Raw genomic sequence first — 16,161 nt, 5'->3', positions numbered from 1 at the left:
CGCCGCTACATGGCCGAACCTTCCTTCCCGGTTTTCGACGGAATGTCGAGAAGCCATTGGGTCCGTCTGCGGACCCTGATCGTGCTGCGATGGGTCGCCGTCTCGGGTCAGCTTGCGGCGATCGTTGCCTCCATCGTCCTCTATGACCTCCAGCTCGAAATCGGTCTCTGCCTGATGGCGGTCGGTGTATCGATCACCGCCAACCTGCTGGCCTCCTTCGTCTATCCGCCCAACAAGCGTCTCTCGGAGAACGAGACTCTGCTGACGCTGCTCTTCGATCTGTCGCAACACGCCTTCCTGCTTTACCTGAGCGGCGGGCTGAACAACCCATTCGCCTTTCTCCTGCTTGCCCCAGTAACCATTGCCGCCACGACTCTCCGGCTGCGCTCCACGGCGCTGATGGCGGGAACGGCGGTGCTCTACATTTCCCTTCTCGGCTTCTTTTACCTGCCTTTGCGAACCTCTGACGGGCTCCTTCTCAACATGCCGGACATCTTCCGCTTCGGTTTCTGGATCGCCATCGTGGTCGGCATCGGTTTCATGGCGCTCTATGCGCGGCGGGTGGCAAACGAGGTCCATTCAATGTCCGACGCGCTGGTGGCGACGCAGATGGCCCTCTCGCGGGAGCAGAAGCTGACCGATCTCGGCGGCGTCGTGGCAGCGGCCGCGCATGAATTGGGTACACCGCTGGCGACGATCAAGCTGGTCAGCTCCGAGATGATCGAGGAACTCGAAGACAACGAGATGCTGCGCGAAGATGCCGAACTGGTCCGTGACCAGGCCGACCGCTGCCGTGATATCCTTCGTTCCATGGGGCGCGCCGGGAAGGACGACCTGCATATGCGTCAGGCGCCGCTGGACACGGTGATCCGCGAGGCCGCCGAGCCGCATGTCGAGCGCGGCAAGGAGATCCTCTTCGATGTCTCCCCCGGCAAGGATGGCGGAGCGCGCCAACCTTCGATCTATCGCCGCCCGGAGATCATCCACGGGTTGCGAAACCTTGTGCAGAACGCGGTCGACTTTTCACAAGAGACCGTCTGGGTCGATGCGCGCTGGACGCCGGAGCAAATCATCATCCGCATCGCCGATGACGGGCATGGCTTCCCACCGCAGGCGCTTGGCCGGATCGGCGATCCCTTCATGCGCATCCGCAAATCCGCTGCCGAACGTGCCAAGAGGCCGGAATATGAGGGCATGGGGCTAGGGCTGTTCATCGCCAAAACGCTGCTGGAGCGTTCCGGCGGCACGTTGACCTTCTCCAACGGGTCCGACCCGTTCCTGACCGAGGCCGAGCGCCCGGCGCGCAGTGGCGCAATTGTCGAGGTTGCCTGGAGTCGCGCGTCGATCGGGGCAGAGGGAGACGAGTCGGATGAAGGTCTGGGCGAAAACATTCCCTTTCCGGTTGGTTGAGACCAAAGGCTTAACGGCAGGTTAACCTTTCGTGACCTATGGCTTGAGAAAGGTTTTGTAAGAAATCGGGTTTGTGATGGATCAGATTGATCTCACCCTTGGTATCGTCATGGTTGTATCCTCTCTGGGAACGGCCCTTTTGGCGTTGCTGGTGATGTCCTGGTTCCAGCCAGCGCGGCGTATAAGCTGGACACCGATAGACGACATGGGCGAGCCGGTCGTTTTCCTGTTCAAGGATCGCATGCTGGTCGATGCAACTCACCAGGCGCGTGCGTTGCTGGAAACAGGTCCGGATTTCCTCGGCGAATGGCCGCGCCTCCTTGCTGTACTCGAACGCCGGTTTCCGGGTTTTTCGGATGAAATCAGCCTCTTGGCAGAACAGCAATATCTTGTCCTTCGCAGTGATACCGGCGAATGCATCGAGGCCGAGTGGCGCGGTGGACTGGCGCGGATCGTGGTCAGCGACGCGCCTGGAGCCGAAGATTCGACCGACACCGGTTACAACCAGACTGCGGTGATGGAGGAACTGGCGACCCTGCGTGGTGTCGTCGATGCCGCTCCGATGCTGGTCTGGAAGGAAGACGCGACCGGTGCGGTCCGCTGGGCCAACGGTGCTTATGTCGAACTGGCCGAAGAGCTTCAACCGGAAGACGAATCGGTCGGTTGGCCCCTGCCCCGTATTTTCGCAGACCGTCCGGTCGGGCCGGATTCCTCCCAGAATCCGCGCCGCCTGTCTCTACGGCCGCCGCAGGCGGAGGAAGACAGCTGGTATGACAGCTTCTCGGAGCCGTCTGGCGAGGACACGCTGCTGTTTGCCCTTCCGGCCGACAAGCTGGTGCGGGCCGAAGGTGCCCTGCGCGAGTTCGTACAGACGCTCACCAAGACCTTTGCGCATCTGCCCACCGGTCTCGCCGTCTTTGACCGCGAACGTCGGCTGGCCCTGTTCAACCCGGCCCTGACAGATCTCTCGGCACTTGAACCCCAATTCCTCTCCAGCCGGCCGAGCCTGTTCGAATTCCTCGACAAGCTGCGCCAGAAACAGCGCACCCCGGAGCCAAAGGACTTCAAGAGTTGGCGTCACAAGATCGTCGAGCTGGAAAGCGCCGCCGCCTCGGGAACCTATCAGGAGACATGGACGCTTCCCGCCGGACAGACCTATCGCGTGACCGGTCGACCCCATCCCGACGGCGCAATCGCCTTCCTATTCGAGGATATCAGCTCCGAGATTTCCCTTACCCGCCAATTCCGGGCCGAGTTGGAACTCGCACAGGCCGTGCTCGATTCCGTCGAGGAGGCGATCGCGGTCTTCTCCAATTCCGGCAGCATGATCCAATCCAACGCGGCCTATATCCAGCTCTGGGATCACGACCCGCAGGCATCTCTTGGCGATACCGGGATCGTCGAAGCTACGCAGCGCTGGCAACAGGCCTGTCAGCCGAGCCCGACATGGGGCGACCTGCGGGACTTCGTGGTCCAGCCGCATGAACGCGCGGAGTGGTCCGCTATTGTCCGGCGCACTGACGGGCAGGTGGTGAATTGCCGCTTCGCGCCGCTGGTCGGCCATGCCACGCTTGTGGCCTTCTCGCTGGTCAACGAAACCACGGGTGCGGGAGATCCTCCGCCGAAAGTCTGGACACGAATGCCAGCCGCTCTGCGCTGAGATCCCCGGGCCGGTTTGCCGGTTGCAGGTCGGGGGCAGAACGCTACTCTGCGCCCATGACGTCCGACCCTGACACCACCCTCTCGCTAGACCTGCCAGACGCCTCCGCCACCGAAGCGCTCGGTCAGGCGGTGTCGGCGCTGCTTCAACCGGGCGATACGCTGCTGCTCTCAGGCCCCATCGGTGCCGGCAAGAGCCACCTTGCCCGCAGCGCAATCCGCGCTCTCATGGCGCGCGCCGATGAACCCCCCGAGGATATCCCTTCACCAACCTACACGCTGGTCCAGACCTATCCCGCAGGCGAGATCGAGCTCTGGCACGCGGATCTCTACCGCCTCACCGACCCGTCGGAGGTTCTTGAACTCGGTTTGGAGGAAGGGCTCTCCGAAGGAATCTGTTTCGTCGAGTGGCCCGACCGGCTGGGCAGCGCGGCACCGCCGGATGCACTGCAAATTGTCCTTCAGGCAAAAGGCGACGGCCGGATCGCGCGGTTGACCGGTCCGGCAGATCGCTGGTCCGATCGCCTCTCTGCACTCTCGACAGCCGTGAAGGCTGACGAATGACTCGCCCGGAAACGATCCGGAGTTTCCTCGCTGCAGCCGGCTGGGCAGACGCAAGTGCGAGCCGCCTCGCGGGCGATGCCTCCGCCCGGCGCTACGAACGGTTGCGCCATCCGACCCTCGGCAACGCCGTTCTGATGGATGCGCCCCCGGACACCGGTGAGGATATCCGCCCTTTCCGACGCATCGCGGAGCATCTTTGCCGGCTCGGGCTTTCCGCCCCACGGATCTTCGCCGCAGATGCCGAGACCGGTCTTCTGCTGCTGGAAGATCTCGGAGATTGTGTCTTTGCCCGATTGATCGAACAGGATCCGAGCCAGGAAACCCCGCTTTATCGCGCCGCTGCTGAAACGCTGGCCGAGCTGCACTGGAACGCCCCGCTCTCTGATCTGCCACCGCTCGGTCCGGCCGAGATGGCCCGTGCCGTGGATTTCGCACTGAGTTGGTATGCCTCGTCGCTTGGCGTTGCACCGAGCGAGACGGCCTCGCTGGAACTCGCCCACCTTGTCCGGACCCGGATCGACGCGCTGCCGCCGTCGCAACCCGTCCTGGCCCTGCGTGACTTCCACGCGGAGAACCTGATCTGGCTGCCGGAGCGCGACGGGATCGCCCGCACAGGTTTGCTCGACTTCCAGGATGCCTTCGCTGGCCACCCGGCGTATGATCTTATCTCCCTGCTCGAAGACGCACGCCGCGATGTCTCCGAAGAGACCCGCGCTGCAACGCTGTCTCATTTCGCCGAAGTCGGTGGGCACGATCCCGACGCGCTTGCCCTCGCCTGCGCCACGCTCGGCGCACAGCGGAACCTGCGCATCCTCGGCGTCTTCGCCCGGCTCTGCCTGCATTTCGGCAAGGCCCAGTATATCGACCTGATCCCCCGCGTCTGGCAACACCTGCAACGCGATCTCTCCCATCCAGACCTCGCCGGCCTCGCAGCTTTCGTCTCCGAGACCCTGCCCGACCCCAGCCCCGACCGTCTCAATCGGATCAAGGAGAAATGCGGTACATGCCTGACTCCGTGATGCTCTTCGCCGCCGGCTTCGGCACTCGCATGCGCCCGCTGACCGAGACCCGCCCGAAACCACTGATCGAGGTGGCCGGGCGGCCGTTGCTTGACCATGCACTCGACCTTGTCGATGCCGCCGGGATCGAGCGGATCGTTGTGAACACGCATTACCTCGGCGAGCAGATCGCAGAGCACCTCGCCGCCCGCCCGGAGATCGCTATCTCGCAGGAAACGCCCGATATCCTCGAGACGGGTGGCGGATTGCGGCAGGCGCTGCCCCTGCTTGGCCAAGGCCCGGTCTTCACACTCAACACCGATTACGCCTGGACCGGCTCCAACCCGCTCGACACCCTGCGCGCCGCCTGGGACCCGGAGCGAATGGATGCATTGTTGATGCTGGTCGCACCGGAAAACGCGAGAGCGCATCTCGGCAAGGGTGATTTCCTGATCGGCGCCGACGGCGCACTCCGGCGCGGGCCCGGAGCGATCTATTGCGGCGTCCAGATCCTCAAGACGGACGGGCTGGAATCGATCACGGAAAGTGCCTTCTCCCTGAACCTGCTCTGGGACAGGATGCTGGCCGACGGTCGTCTCTTCGGACTGCTCCATGATGGGCTCTGGTGTGATATCGGCCGGCCCGACGGGATCGTTGCAGCGGAACAGATGTTGGTCGGGACCAATGACTGACGCGCCCCGCATCCACGCGGTCGGGTTGGGCTGCGACTACCCGTCAGCGCTGATCTCCGGCCTCGCGCAACATCTGCCGAAAGACGATCCCGCGAGTTGGGCGCGCTGCACCATCTACGCGAATAGCGGACGGATGTTGCGACGCATTCGGGACGTGTTCGATTCCGGCCCGCCCCGGCTCCTGCCACGCTTGCGGTTGCTGTCAGACCTCTCCGAAGCGGCCGGCTTCCCCGATATCCCACCGGCGCTGAAACCGCTGGAACTGAAGCTGGATCTCGCGGAGCTGGTGCTGTCGCTGATCGAGCGCGGAACAATCTCCGCCCCGCGCGCGGCGGCTTTCGACCTTGCCGAAGGACTCGCAGCGCTGATGGATGAAGTGCATGGCGAGGGGGTCGATCCGGCGGCGATCGCGGCTCTCGATGTCGGCGAGTTCGCGGAGCATTGGAAACAGGGCCGCGCGATCCTTGATGCCGTCTTCGCGCATTTCGACACGGCCGGATCGGCGCTGCCCGGCGCGGAGGCCCGGCGGCGGCTGATCGTCGAGACGCTGGCTGCGCGTTGGGCCGGGGACCCGCCGGACGGTCCGGTGATCATTGCCGGCTCGACCGGTTCGCGCGGGGCAACGCAGCTGCTGATGCAGGCCGTTGCGCGCCTGCCCGAGGGATATGTCGTCCTTCCCGGGTTCGATTTCGATCAGCCGAACGCCGTCTGGCAGGAAATGCTGCGCGGGCGGGATGGCGAAGATCATCCACAATTCCGTTTCGCCGCCTTGATGCGGGCACTGGGGCTTGAACCGGGAGATATCCAGCCCTGGGTCAAGGACGCCCCGGCCGCGCCAGAGCGCAACCGGCTGGTGTCGTTGGCACTGCGTCCCGCGCCAGTCACGGATCAGTGGCGTGCAGAGGGGCAAAGACTGACCGGCGTGCCGGACGCAGCGGCCCGGATGACATTGGTCGAGGCGCCGAGCCAGAGGGCCGAGGCGGCGGCAATCGCGTTGCGGCTGCGACGCGCTGTGGAAGAGGGGCAGCGGGCGGCGCTGATCAGCCCGGACCGAATGCTGACCCGGCGTGTCACCGCCGCGCTTCAACGTTGGGAGATCGAGCCCGATGACAGCGCGGGTGAGCCGCTGCACCAGACCGCCACGGGTCGTTTCCTGCGACATGTGGCCGGGCTGATGGAAGCCAGTCCGGACCTTCCGGCGCTTCTGGTTCTGCTCAAGCACCCGCTGACAGGTTCGACCGAAGGTCTGCGCGGTTTGCATCTCCTCTGGACCCGGGAGCTGGAGAAGGATCTCCGGGGCGATGGCGCGATCCGACCCGAGGGCACCGCTCTGCGGGAATGGGCCGACGCCCAGCGTGTCGACGATGGACGGAAGGGTTGGGCAACCTGGCTCGCGTCGCTGCTGGACTCCGTCGAACGCGGCGGTGCGTCCGCTCTGGCAAGCCATGTCACGCAGCATCTCGCGTTGGCGGAAAAGCTCGCCGCCGGATCCGACGGTGAAGGGTCCGGGGCTCTCTGGACGAAACGTTCCGGCGAGACAGCCCAGCGCGCGATGGCCGCACTTTCGGAGGCTGGGGGTCGGGGGGGCGAGATGACCCGCCGGGATTATGGCGCGCTCCTCAAAGGGCATCTCGGCGGTTTCAATGTACTCGACCCGAACCGACCTCATCCCGGCGTGATGATATGGGGCACGTTGGAAGCGCGGGTCGGGGGAGCGGATCTCGCGATCCTCGCCGGGCTGACCGATGGCACATGGCCCGACCTGCCGGCCCCGGAGCCCTGGCTCAACCGACCGATGCGGCGGGAGGCGGGGTTGCTCAGCCCCGAGCGGCGCGTCGGGCTGGCCGCGCATGATTTCCAGCAAGCGATCTCGGCGCCCGAGGTGGTGCTGACGCGTCCCGAACGCGACGACGAGGCCGAGACGGTCCCCTCGCGCTGGCTGAACCGGCTGACCAACCTTCTCGGTGGTCTGGGGCCGGACGGCGAAGAGGCGCTGAACGGGATGCGACTGCGTGGCAAGACCCTGCTCGCACAGGCCGATGCGCTGGAGAGGCCGGCGGCGCAGATCGCCCCGGAACCACGACCATCGCCTTGCCCGCCCGTGTCGAAACGCCCGCGCCGGCTGGCCGTGACCCGGATCACGCAACTGATCCGCGACCCCTACGCGATCTATGCCCGCTACATCCTGCGCCTCTCGCCGCTCGAGGCACTCGCGCCCGGACCGGATGCCCTGTTGCGCGGCAATCTTCTGCACCGGATCATGGAGCGCTTCCTCGAGAACCGCGCGCAATGGATCGGAAATGCACCAGCGGCACGCGAGGAACTCGACGCGATTGCGCGCGAGATCCTATTGGAGTCGGTGCCACAGCAATCGATGCAGGCGCTCTGGCATGCGCGCCTGATGGGCGTGGCGGACCGGCTGATTGAAGCCGAATTCGTCCGGCTGGAGGCCGGCACGCCGGTCCTGACGGAAGACTGGGGATCCCTGCCTTTGCCGGACCTGGATTTCACCCTCGCCGCGCGACCGGACCGGATCGATCGTCTGAAGAGTGGGGGCTACGCGGTCTATGACTACAAGTCCGGCCAGCCGCCGTCGCTTGACATGGTCAAGCATTTCGAAAAACAGCTGCCGTTGGAAGCCGCCATGCTGGAGCAGGGCGGCTTCACCGGGCTCACGAGGGCGACAGTCGAGACGCTGGGCTATATCGCCATCGGAGCCAGCGGGCAGGACCGTCCGCTTGAAATCGAAGACGAGACAGGGCGGCTCGCGGATCTGTCGCTGGAGGGGCTGCGGGAGCTGATCACGCGCTATAGCGAGCGAGAGCAGGGCTATACGGCGATCCGGGCAGCGCAGACGACACGCTTTGAAGGCCGCTATGATCAACTGGCGCGCTATGGCGAATGGGACCTTACGGATCAGGCCGTCCGGATCCCGGTTGGGCCGGAGGAGGAGCCATGAGGCAGTTCGACGAGGCAACGCGCCGACAAATCGAAGCCGCGAATCCGACCGCCTCCACCTGGCTTTCCGCCAATGCGGGCTCGGGTAAGACGCGGGTTCTGACCGACCGGGTGGCGTTGCTGTTGCTGCGCGATGTGCCGCCGCAAAACATCCTCTGCCTGACCTATACCAAGGCCGCCGCCTCCGAGATGCAGAACCGGCTGTTCAAGCGGCTTGGCGAATGGGCGATGCTGGACGATGACGGATTGCGCGCGGCGCTTGGCAAGCTCGGGGTCGAGGCCACGCTTGATGCCGAGACGCTGGCCAAGGCGCGCCGTCTCTTCGCCCGCGCCATCGAGACGCCGGGCGGGTTGAAGATCCAGACCATCCACTCCTTCTGCGCCGGCATCCTGCGGCGGTTTCCGCTGGAGGCAGACGTGAGCCCGGGCTTCCGGGAGATGGATGATGCGGCAACGGTTGCGCTGCAGATGGAGGTGCTCGACGCGCTAGCCGAAGGCGAGCCGGCGCTCTTCGCCGAGATGGCCCAGCTCGTGAGCGATGCGGACATGACCGGGCTGGCTGGCGCCATCGCTGGCAAACGACAGGACTTTGCGGCCCATCCCGAGCGCGACGCCGTCCTGGCGCTGGTCGACCTGCCACCGGGTTTCGACAGGGACGCCGCGTTCCGGGAGCTTGTCGAGAGCGAGGATCCAACCATCCTGCGGGAGTTGGCCGGGATCTTGGAGGGGCAGACGGCGACGACGCGGAAGGTGTCGGAAGCGCTGAGAGCCATCCTTGCAGACGGCATCGATCAGGCTCGGTTCGACCATCTCGCCGGCCTTCTGCTGCGAAAGGACGGGCTGCCAAAGGCAACTGTCGTGACCGCGAAACGCCGTACCGAGCTTGGCTCGCTGGAAGCCGTGTTCGACGCGCTGGCGGAGGCCGTCCGCCGCGCCGCCGATCAGCTCAAGGCGCTGAACGCAGCAGAGAAGACATGGGTCCTGCACCGCTTCGCTGCCCTCTTTCTGCCGGAGTATGCGCGGCGCAAAGAGCTTGGCGGCTGGCTCGATTTCGACGACCAGATCCAGAAAGCCGAGGCGCTGCTGGCCCGGCCGGGCGTCGCCGAATGGGTGCTCTACAAGCTCGATGGCGGGATTGACCACGTTCTGGTCGACGAGGCGCAGGACACCAGCCCGCTGCAATGGCGGGTGATCGAGCACCTGACGCGGGAATTCACCGCCGGGTCTGGCGTGGCCGAGGCGGGCGAGCGGTCGATCTTCGTCGTGGGAGACCTGAAACAGTCGATCTATTCCTTCCAGGGCGCGGACCCCTCCGGCTTCATCAACATGCGGCGCGCCTTTGCCGAACGGCTGTCACATATCGACTTGAGCTTGCAACAACTGGAACTGAAACACTCCTTCCGCTCCTCGGGCGAGATTCTGTCCACGGTCGATGTGACCTTCGGCGAGGAGAACAATCGCGGCATGGGCGATGCCGTGCGGCATGTCGCCTTCAAGACCGGACTGCCCGGGCGGGTCGATCTCTGGCCAGTGATCGAACCGGTCGCCAAGGCAGACAGCAAGGAGTGGTTCGACCCGGTGGATATGGTCAGCGACGAACATCACGTCGTTCAACTGGCACAGAACGTGGCGCGGCAAGCGCGGGAGATGGTCTCGCACGGCTTTCTCTGGGAAGAGCGTGACGGCAATTTCCAGCCGCGTCCGATCCATGCGGGCGATATCCTGATCCTCGTGCAGGGGCGCGGTGGCGGGGCGGCGGTGTCGCTCTTCCAGGAGATCATCTCGGCTTGCAAGGCGGTCGGGCTGGATGTGGCCGGCGCCGATGTGCTCAAGCTCGGCGAAGAGCTGGCGGTGCGGGACATTCTGGCGGTGCTGCGCTTCCTATCGATGCCGGAAGACAACCTGTCGCTTGCAGAGGCATTGAGATCGCCCCTTCTGGGCTGGAGCGAGGCGGAGCTTTACACGCTGGCGACAGAGCGCGGCGACAAGGAATATCTCTGGGCGTCGCTCCGAGCGCGGCAAGAGGAATTCCCCGCAACATGGGCGATCCTGCGCGACCTGCGCGACAACGCCGACTACCTACGCCCCTATGATCTGATCGAGCGGCTGTTGACCCGCCATGACGGCCGCCGTCGCCTGACCGCGCGGCTGGGCGACGAGGCATCGGACGGAATCGACGCGCTGCTCTCGCAGGCGCTTGGCTTCGAACAGGAAGAAGCGCCGAGCCTGACCGGGTTCCTCGCCCGGATGGAGGGCGCGGAGGTCGATGTGAAGCGTCGGGCCGAAGGACGGGGGCAGAAGCTGCGGGTGATGACGGTGCATGGCTCCAAAGGGTTGGAGTCGCCCATTGTGATCCTGCCCGATTGCGGCCCGATCCGGCGCGCGCGCGAGTTCCGGGACATGCTCTTGCCAACGGAAGGCGCGCCGCTCTGGAACATGGCCAAGGCTGACAGTCCGGAGAGCCTGAACACACGCCGCCAGGCCGCGATCGACAAGCGGTTGGAGGAGGCGCAGAGGCTGCTCTACGTGGCGATGACCCGGGCCGAGCAATGGCTGATCGTCGCCGCGGCGGGAGATCTGGGGAAGACTGGCGACAGCTGGTACGAGCAGGTCGCCACCGGGTTGGAAGCCGCAGGTGCCGGGCCCCAGGATTTTGCTGCCGGTCCCGGCCTGCGCCTGCAATCGCCGCAATGGGCTGCTGCAGATCGCCCGGCGCCCGAGCAAAACGCGGAGACGACACCCCCAGCGCTTCCCGACTGGATCGAACAGCCAGCGACGCCGCCGGTGCGCCGCGAGGCAACGCTGGCCCCCTCCGATCTGGGCGGTGCCAAGGCATTGGCCGGCGAAGGAACAGATCTCGACGAGGACGCGGCGATGGCGCGAGGGACGTCGATCCACCTTCTGCTCGAACAGCTTCCGCAACATGCTGCCGCTGACTGGCCACATGCGGCCGAACGGATCCTTGGGGACACCAGCTCTCCCCAAGAGGCTGCCGCGCTGCTTTTGGAGGCCCGCCATATTCTCGAAAACGACGCGTTGGAGTTTCTTTTTTCATCCGACAGCCTGTCCGAGGTAGACATAACCGCAACCCTCTCGGAACTTGCAGGAAAACGGATCCACGGCGCGATTGACCGGCTGGTTTTGCACCCCGATTCCGTGCTTGCCGTTGATTTCAAGACCAACGCCACCGTGCCTCATTCTGCCGCCGAAACGCCCGAGGGTCTTCTGCGCCAGATGGGGGCCTATGCCGCTGCCCTGCAACAGATTTTCCCGGGCAAGCGGATCGAAACGGCGATCCTATGGACCCGGACCGCACAGCTCATGCCCCTGCCCGCGCCACTTGTGCACTCTGCTGTGAGCAATGCTGCCTTGCCTTGACGCTTGAGGGGGCGCTCCTTACGTTCCGGCTCAACGCGTGATGCGAAGGAGAAATCGCTATGGAAACCGTTGCCGTGACCGATGACAGCTTCGATGCTGACGTCAAGAATTCCGAAGTCCCCGTTGTGGTGGATTTCTGGGCCGAATGGTGTGGCCCCTGCAAGCAGATCGGCCCGGCGCTCGAAGAGCTGGCGGCCGAGTATGGTGGCAAGGTGAAGATCGCCAAAGTCAACGTGGACGAGAACCCGAACTCCCCGGCCGCACTTGGCGTGCGGGGCATCCCGGCTCTGTTCCTGTTCAAGGACGGCGAGGTTGTCTCTTCCAAGATTGGCGCCGCCCCGAAAGCCGCACTGAAGGCCTGGATCGACGAGTCGGTTTGATCCCCGGCCATACCGGTTGAGTGAGGGCGCTTCGGCGCCCTTTTTCGTGGCCCATTGTGCCGGGCCGTTGGCGCGACCATATAGGGTCCGACCAAGGATGGAGAAAGACATGGCCGAGAGCGATTTCCCCGGCTGGCACGGGACAACGATCATTGGCGTGCGCAAGGGCGGCGAAGTCGTCGTCGCGGGCGACGGGCAAGTGAGCCTCGGCCAGACGGTGATCAAGGGCACGGCGCGAAAGGTGCGCAAGCTTTCTCCCGGCGGGCATGACGTGGTCTGCGGTTTCGCCGGCTCCACGGCGGATGCGTTCACGTTGCTCGAGCGGCTTGAGAAAAAGCTCGAAGCAACGCCGGGACAACTTGCCCGCGCCGCTGTCGAACTCGCCAAGGACTGGCGGACGGACAAATATCTGCAAAAGCTCGAAGCCATGCTGATCGTGACCGACGGCAAGGAGCTGCTCGTGATCACCGGTGCGGGCGACGTGCTTGAGCCCGAACATGGCATTGCCGCCATCGGATCGGGCGGCAATTTCGCCCTCGCCGCCGCACGGGGCATGATCGACAGCGATCTGGGCGCCGAAGAGGTCGCACGCAAGGCCATGGCAATCGCTGCCGATATCTGTGTCTACACAAACGGCAATCTGACGGTCGAGACCATCAAGGCGTGATCGGGCGCCGCCCTGTGTTTGTCAGCCCGGATAGGACTTCCAGCTCTGCACAGAGCTCCGGAACACGTTGATATCGACTTTCCCCGGCACGCCGGGCACCAGCCCGGTGCCGGTGTATTGCCAGAAGTCCCAGCGCGCACCGGGATAGCGCACGCGGGGATGATCGGCGACCGAGCGCAGCCAGAACCGTGTGCCGCGCAGTTGGTCGATGCCGGTATCTTCCCAGAAATCAACCGAGGTATAGACGATCGGCCGTTGCCCGTAATGCGCTTCCAGCATGTCGAGGAAACGATCGGCCTCGGCGCGCACGACGGCGCCGTCCGGGCGTTTGGTGCAGGTCGGCGAATAGGGGTTCCACTCGAGATCCAGAACGTGTGGCAAGCCGCCGGGCACCCTCGGGACATTTCGGATGAACCAGCGCGCCTGATCATCAGCATCGGCGCAGAAATAGTAGAAATGATAAGCAGCCCGCGGGACACCGGCCTGGCCGGCGGCGGCCCAGTGCTCCGAGAACATCGGGTCCAGCTCCTCGACGCCCTCGGTGGCCTTGATGAAGACGAAGGAAATCCCGGCATTACGCGCGGTGCGCCAGTCGATACCCTTCTGCCAACGGGAGACATCCAGCCCGTGCACCGCGTAGGAGCTCGGCACCCGACCATCCCAGGGATGCGGATCGGCATCGCCGAACTTCGGATAGCTCACTTCGACCGGGCGCGCGGCATCGGACCGGGAGGCCTTCGGCGCGTCTCCGCCCCCGCCGCCACAGCCCGACAGAACGAACAGGGCAAAAAACAGCGTCGCTAATCGCATCTGCAATCTCCGGTTTTCGCCGACAAAAACCGCCGGCAACCTTGTGCATGAAGGCATGCATGTCGATTCCGGGCAACAGGGAAGGCTTGCGTCTGGCGCAATGGTGACTACCTAGGCGGAGACATGCCGGAGATGCGAGAGATATGACCGACCTGACCCCCCGCGAGATCGTGAGCGAGCTCGACCGTTTCATCATCGGACAGAAGGACGCCAAGCGCGCCGTCGCCGTGGCTCTGCGCAACCGCTGGCGGCGCAAGCAGCTCGATGACGACCTGCGCGACGAGGTCTATCCGAAGAATATCCTGATGATCGGCCCGACCGGTGTCGGCAAGACGGAGATCTCGCGGCGACTGGCCAAGCTTGCCCGCGCGCCCTTCATCAAGGTCGAGGCGACGAAATTCACCGAGGTCGGCTATGTCGGCCGGGACGTGGAGCAGATCGTGCGCGATCTGGTCGATGCGGCAATCCAGCAGACGCGGGATTTCATGCGTGAGGAGGTCAAGGCCAAGGCGCATAGCAATGCCGAGGAACGTGTGTTGGAGGCGATTGCCGGTTCGGATGCGCGCGAGCAGACGCGAGAAATGTTCCGCGGCAAGCTCAAGCGGGGTGAGTTGGACGATACCATGATCGAGCTGGACGTGGCCGATAGCGGGCCGTCCATGCCGATGATGGACATACCGGGGCAGCCGGGGATGAATTTGGGCGCGATGGATCTCGGCTCGATCTTCGGCAAGGCCTTTGGCGGGCGGACGGTGAAACGGCGCCTGACCGTTGCGGACAGCTATGAATTGTTGATCTCGGAAGAGGCGGACAAGCTGCTCGATGACGAGGTGGTAACCCGCACGGCGCTGGAATCGGTGCAGGAGAACGGGATCGTCTTTCTCGACGAGATCGACAAGGTCTGCGCCCGGCAAGAAGCCCGTGGCGGCGATGTCAGCCGCGAAGGCGTGCAACGGGACCTGCTGCCGCTGATCGAGGGCACGACGGTCTCGACCAAGCACGGACCTGTCAAGACGGACCATATCCTCTTCATCGCATCCGGCGCCTTCCATATCGCCAAACCATCGGACCTGCTGCCTGAGCTTCAGGGGCGCTTGCCGATCCGGGTCGAATTGCGGGCGCTGACGGAAGAGGATTTCGTCCGCATCCTGACCGAGACGGACAACGCGTTGACGCGGCAATACACGGCGCTGATGGCGACGGAAGAGGTCGTGGTGACATTTACCGAAGACGGCATCGCGGCACTGGCGCGGATGGCGGCGGAGGTGAATTCCTCGGTCGAGAATATCGGCGCGCGGCGGCTCTACACGGTCATGGAGCGTGTCTTCGAAGAGCTGAGCTTCGCCGCGCCGGATCGGGCCGGGCATGAGGTCACGGTCGATGCTGCATTTGTCGAGGAAAACCTGGGCGAACTCGCCGGGTCTGCCGATCTGAGCCGCTACGTGCTCTGAGGCGCGCGCGGCATTTCGCCGGTCGGCGCCGGGAGCATGGCGCCGGTCGGCCAATGGGTCTAGACGGGCCGCATGATTGCTGCACCCGCGAAACACCTTCTTTTCTGTGCGCTGCTTGTGCTTGCGGCCTGCACGCCTCGCGCGGATGTCATGCCGAAGGCGGCTCCCGACGGAATCGGCACCGATGTGACCGTGTTCGTCGGCACGACCCGAACGCGGACGGAAACAGGCGATTTCGAGTCAAGTGATCGCGGGGACCTCGGGTTTGCCCGTATCGACGTTTCCATTCCTCCAGCTCACGAAGCAGGACGAGTTGAGGTGGGCGGCGAAAACCCGGACCCGAAGAAGCATTTCCTCTCCCGTTCGATCCAGCCAATGGGCGCGTCCCGCTTCCGAGACGAAGTCGCGCAACAACTCGCCGCCAATCCGCAATATCACGGCGAGGTTTTCGTTTTTGTCCATGGGTTCAACAACACGATGGGGGACGGCGTCTTCCGGACTGCGCAAATCGCGTCCGATCTCGGAATCCACGCGCTCCCCGTGCACTATGCCTGGCCATCGGGCGGGCATCCATTGGGCTATCCTTTTGACCGGGACAGCGCTCTCTATGCCCGCAACGGGCTACAACACCTCATCGAAGAACTCACGGCGAGCGGGGCAAAAAACATCATCCTGCTGGCGCATTCCATGGGCTCTCAGGTGACAATGGAGACGCTTCGACAGATGTCTCTGAGCGGGCGGGGGGCGGCCTGGGACCGGATCGGCGGGGTGGTGCTGATGGCGCCGGATCTGGATGTCGACCTGTTCCGCCAGCAAGCGGGCGATATCGGACCCCTGCCGCAGCCTTTCCTGATCCTGGCGTCGCAGCGGGACGCGGTTCTCCGGCTTTCCGCACGTTTGACGGGACAGGATGAACGTCTTGGAAACATCTCCTCGATCGACGATCTGTCTGCGCTCGAGGTGATCGTGATCGACCTGTCCGGCGTTCGGGATACGTGGAACTCGCATATGGTTGCCGTCGCATCTCCGACGATCATCCGGCTGATGTCGGATCCCGAACTGGTGGAAAGCGCGTTCCAGTCTGCCCAGTCCGCCCGGCTTGGCCTGTTGCCTGGAACAATCCTGACCGTGCAGAACGCGACCGAGATTATTCTCGACCCGGCCAGCGCAAGCCAGATCGAAGAGGACTAACCC

12 protein-coding genes are annotated in these 16,161 nt (G+C 64.5%); 11 read left to right on the top strand and 1 reads right to left on the bottom strand.

From position 1 onward, the window contains the following. The first annotated feature begins 9 nt into the window (after nucleotides 1-9). The 9 genes from regB (at nucleotide 10) to hslV (ending at nucleotide 12,706) form a co-directional block, all read left to right on the top strand. Nucleotides 10-1,410 carry a sensor histidine kinase RegB gene (gene regB / locus R3X27_RS01260; RefSeq protein WP_317706994.1) on the top strand — a complete coding sequence of 467 codons (1,401 nt, stop codon included), beginning with the start codon at nucleotides 10-12 and terminating at the stop codon, nucleotides 1,408-1,410. A 76-nt stretch (nucleotides 1,411-1,486) separates the two neighbouring features. Then, nucleotides 1,487-3,070, top strand: a complete 1,584-nt coding sequence (locus tag R3X27_RS01255) for a PAS-domain containing protein (protein WP_317706993.1) — start codon at nucleotides 1,487-1,489, stop codon at nucleotides 3,068-3,070. A gap of 56 nt (nucleotides 3,071-3,126) precedes the next feature. Then, nucleotides 3,127-3,633 (top strand): tRNA (adenosine(37)-N6)-threonylcarbamoyltransferase complex ATPase subunit type 1 TsaE, encoded by a 507-nt coding sequence (gene tsaE / locus R3X27_RS01250; protein ID WP_317706992.1) that lies wholly within the window; start codon nucleotides 3,127-3,129, stop codon nucleotides 3,631-3,633. Continuing rightward, entirely contained in the window at nucleotides 3,630-4,652 is a 1,023-nt protein-coding gene (locus R3X27_RS01245) for an aminoglycoside phosphotransferase family protein (RefSeq protein ID WP_317706991.1), read from the top strand. Before tsaE ends, R3X27_RS01245 begins: the two co-directional genes overlap by 4 nt. Next, nucleotides 4,628-5,323: a nucleotidyltransferase family protein gene (locus R3X27_RS01240; RefSeq protein ID WP_317706990.1), complete on the top strand. Its 696-nt coding sequence runs from the start codon at nucleotides 4,628-4,630 to the stop codon at nucleotides 5,321-5,323. The genes R3X27_RS01245 and R3X27_RS01240 overlap by 25 nt, the downstream gene beginning before the upstream one ends. Then, nucleotides 5,316-8,282, top strand: a complete 2,967-nt coding sequence (gene addB, locus R3X27_RS01235; protein ID WP_317706989.1) for a double-strand break repair protein AddB — start codon at nucleotides 5,316-5,318, stop codon at nucleotides 8,280-8,282. The genes R3X27_RS01240 and addB overlap by 8 nt, the downstream gene beginning before the upstream one ends. Continuing rightward, complete coding sequence (gene addA, locus R3X27_RS01230) at nucleotides 8,279-11,659, top strand: double-strand break repair helicase AddA (protein WP_317706988.1); 3,381 nt, start codon at nucleotides 8,279-8,281, stop codon at nucleotides 11,657-11,659. The genes addB and addA overlap by 4 nt, the downstream gene beginning before the upstream one ends. Nucleotides 11,660-11,718: 59 nt before the next feature. Continuing rightward, complete coding sequence (gene trxA / locus R3X27_RS01225) at nucleotides 11,719-12,039, top strand: thioredoxin (RefSeq protein ID WP_317706987.1); 321 nt, start codon at nucleotides 11,719-11,721, stop codon at nucleotides 12,037-12,039. 109 nt (nucleotides 12,040-12,148) lie between these two features. Next, nucleotides 12,149-12,706 (top strand): ATP-dependent protease subunit HslV, encoded by a 558-nt coding sequence (gene hslV / locus R3X27_RS01220; RefSeq protein WP_317706986.1) that lies wholly within the window; start codon nucleotides 12,149-12,151, stop codon nucleotides 12,704-12,706. A 21-nt stretch (nucleotides 12,707-12,727) separates the two neighbouring features. Here hslV and R3X27_RS01215 read toward each other — a convergent pair whose 3' ends face one another. After that, entirely contained in the window at nucleotides 12,728-13,516 is a 789-nt protein-coding gene (locus R3X27_RS01215) for a GH25 family lysozyme (RefSeq protein ID WP_317706985.1), read from the bottom strand. A gap of 143 nt (nucleotides 13,517-13,659) precedes the next feature. Here R3X27_RS01215 and hslU point away from each other — a divergent pair, with 143 nt between their 5' ends. Further along, complete coding sequence (gene hslU / locus R3X27_RS01210) at nucleotides 13,660-14,967, top strand: ATP-dependent protease ATPase subunit HslU (RefSeq protein ID WP_317706984.1); 1,308 nt, start codon at nucleotides 13,660-13,662, stop codon at nucleotides 14,965-14,967. Between the two features lie 72 nt (nucleotides 14,968-15,039). Continuing rightward, nucleotides 15,040-16,158, top strand: coding sequence for an alpha/beta hydrolase (locus R3X27_RS01205; RefSeq protein WP_317706983.1), 1,119 nt, complete (start codon nucleotides 15,040-15,042; stop codon nucleotides 16,156-16,158). The last annotated feature ends 3 nt before the right edge of the window (nucleotides 16,159-16,161 follow it).

Origin of the sequence: Tropicimonas sp. TH_r6 (assembly GCF_033101155.1) — a bacterium.
Classification (GTDB): Bacteria; Pseudomonadota; Alphaproteobacteria; order Rhodobacterales; family Rhodobacteraceae; genus Tropicimonas.
This window is presented reverse-complemented; position numbering and strand designations above follow the sequence as displayed.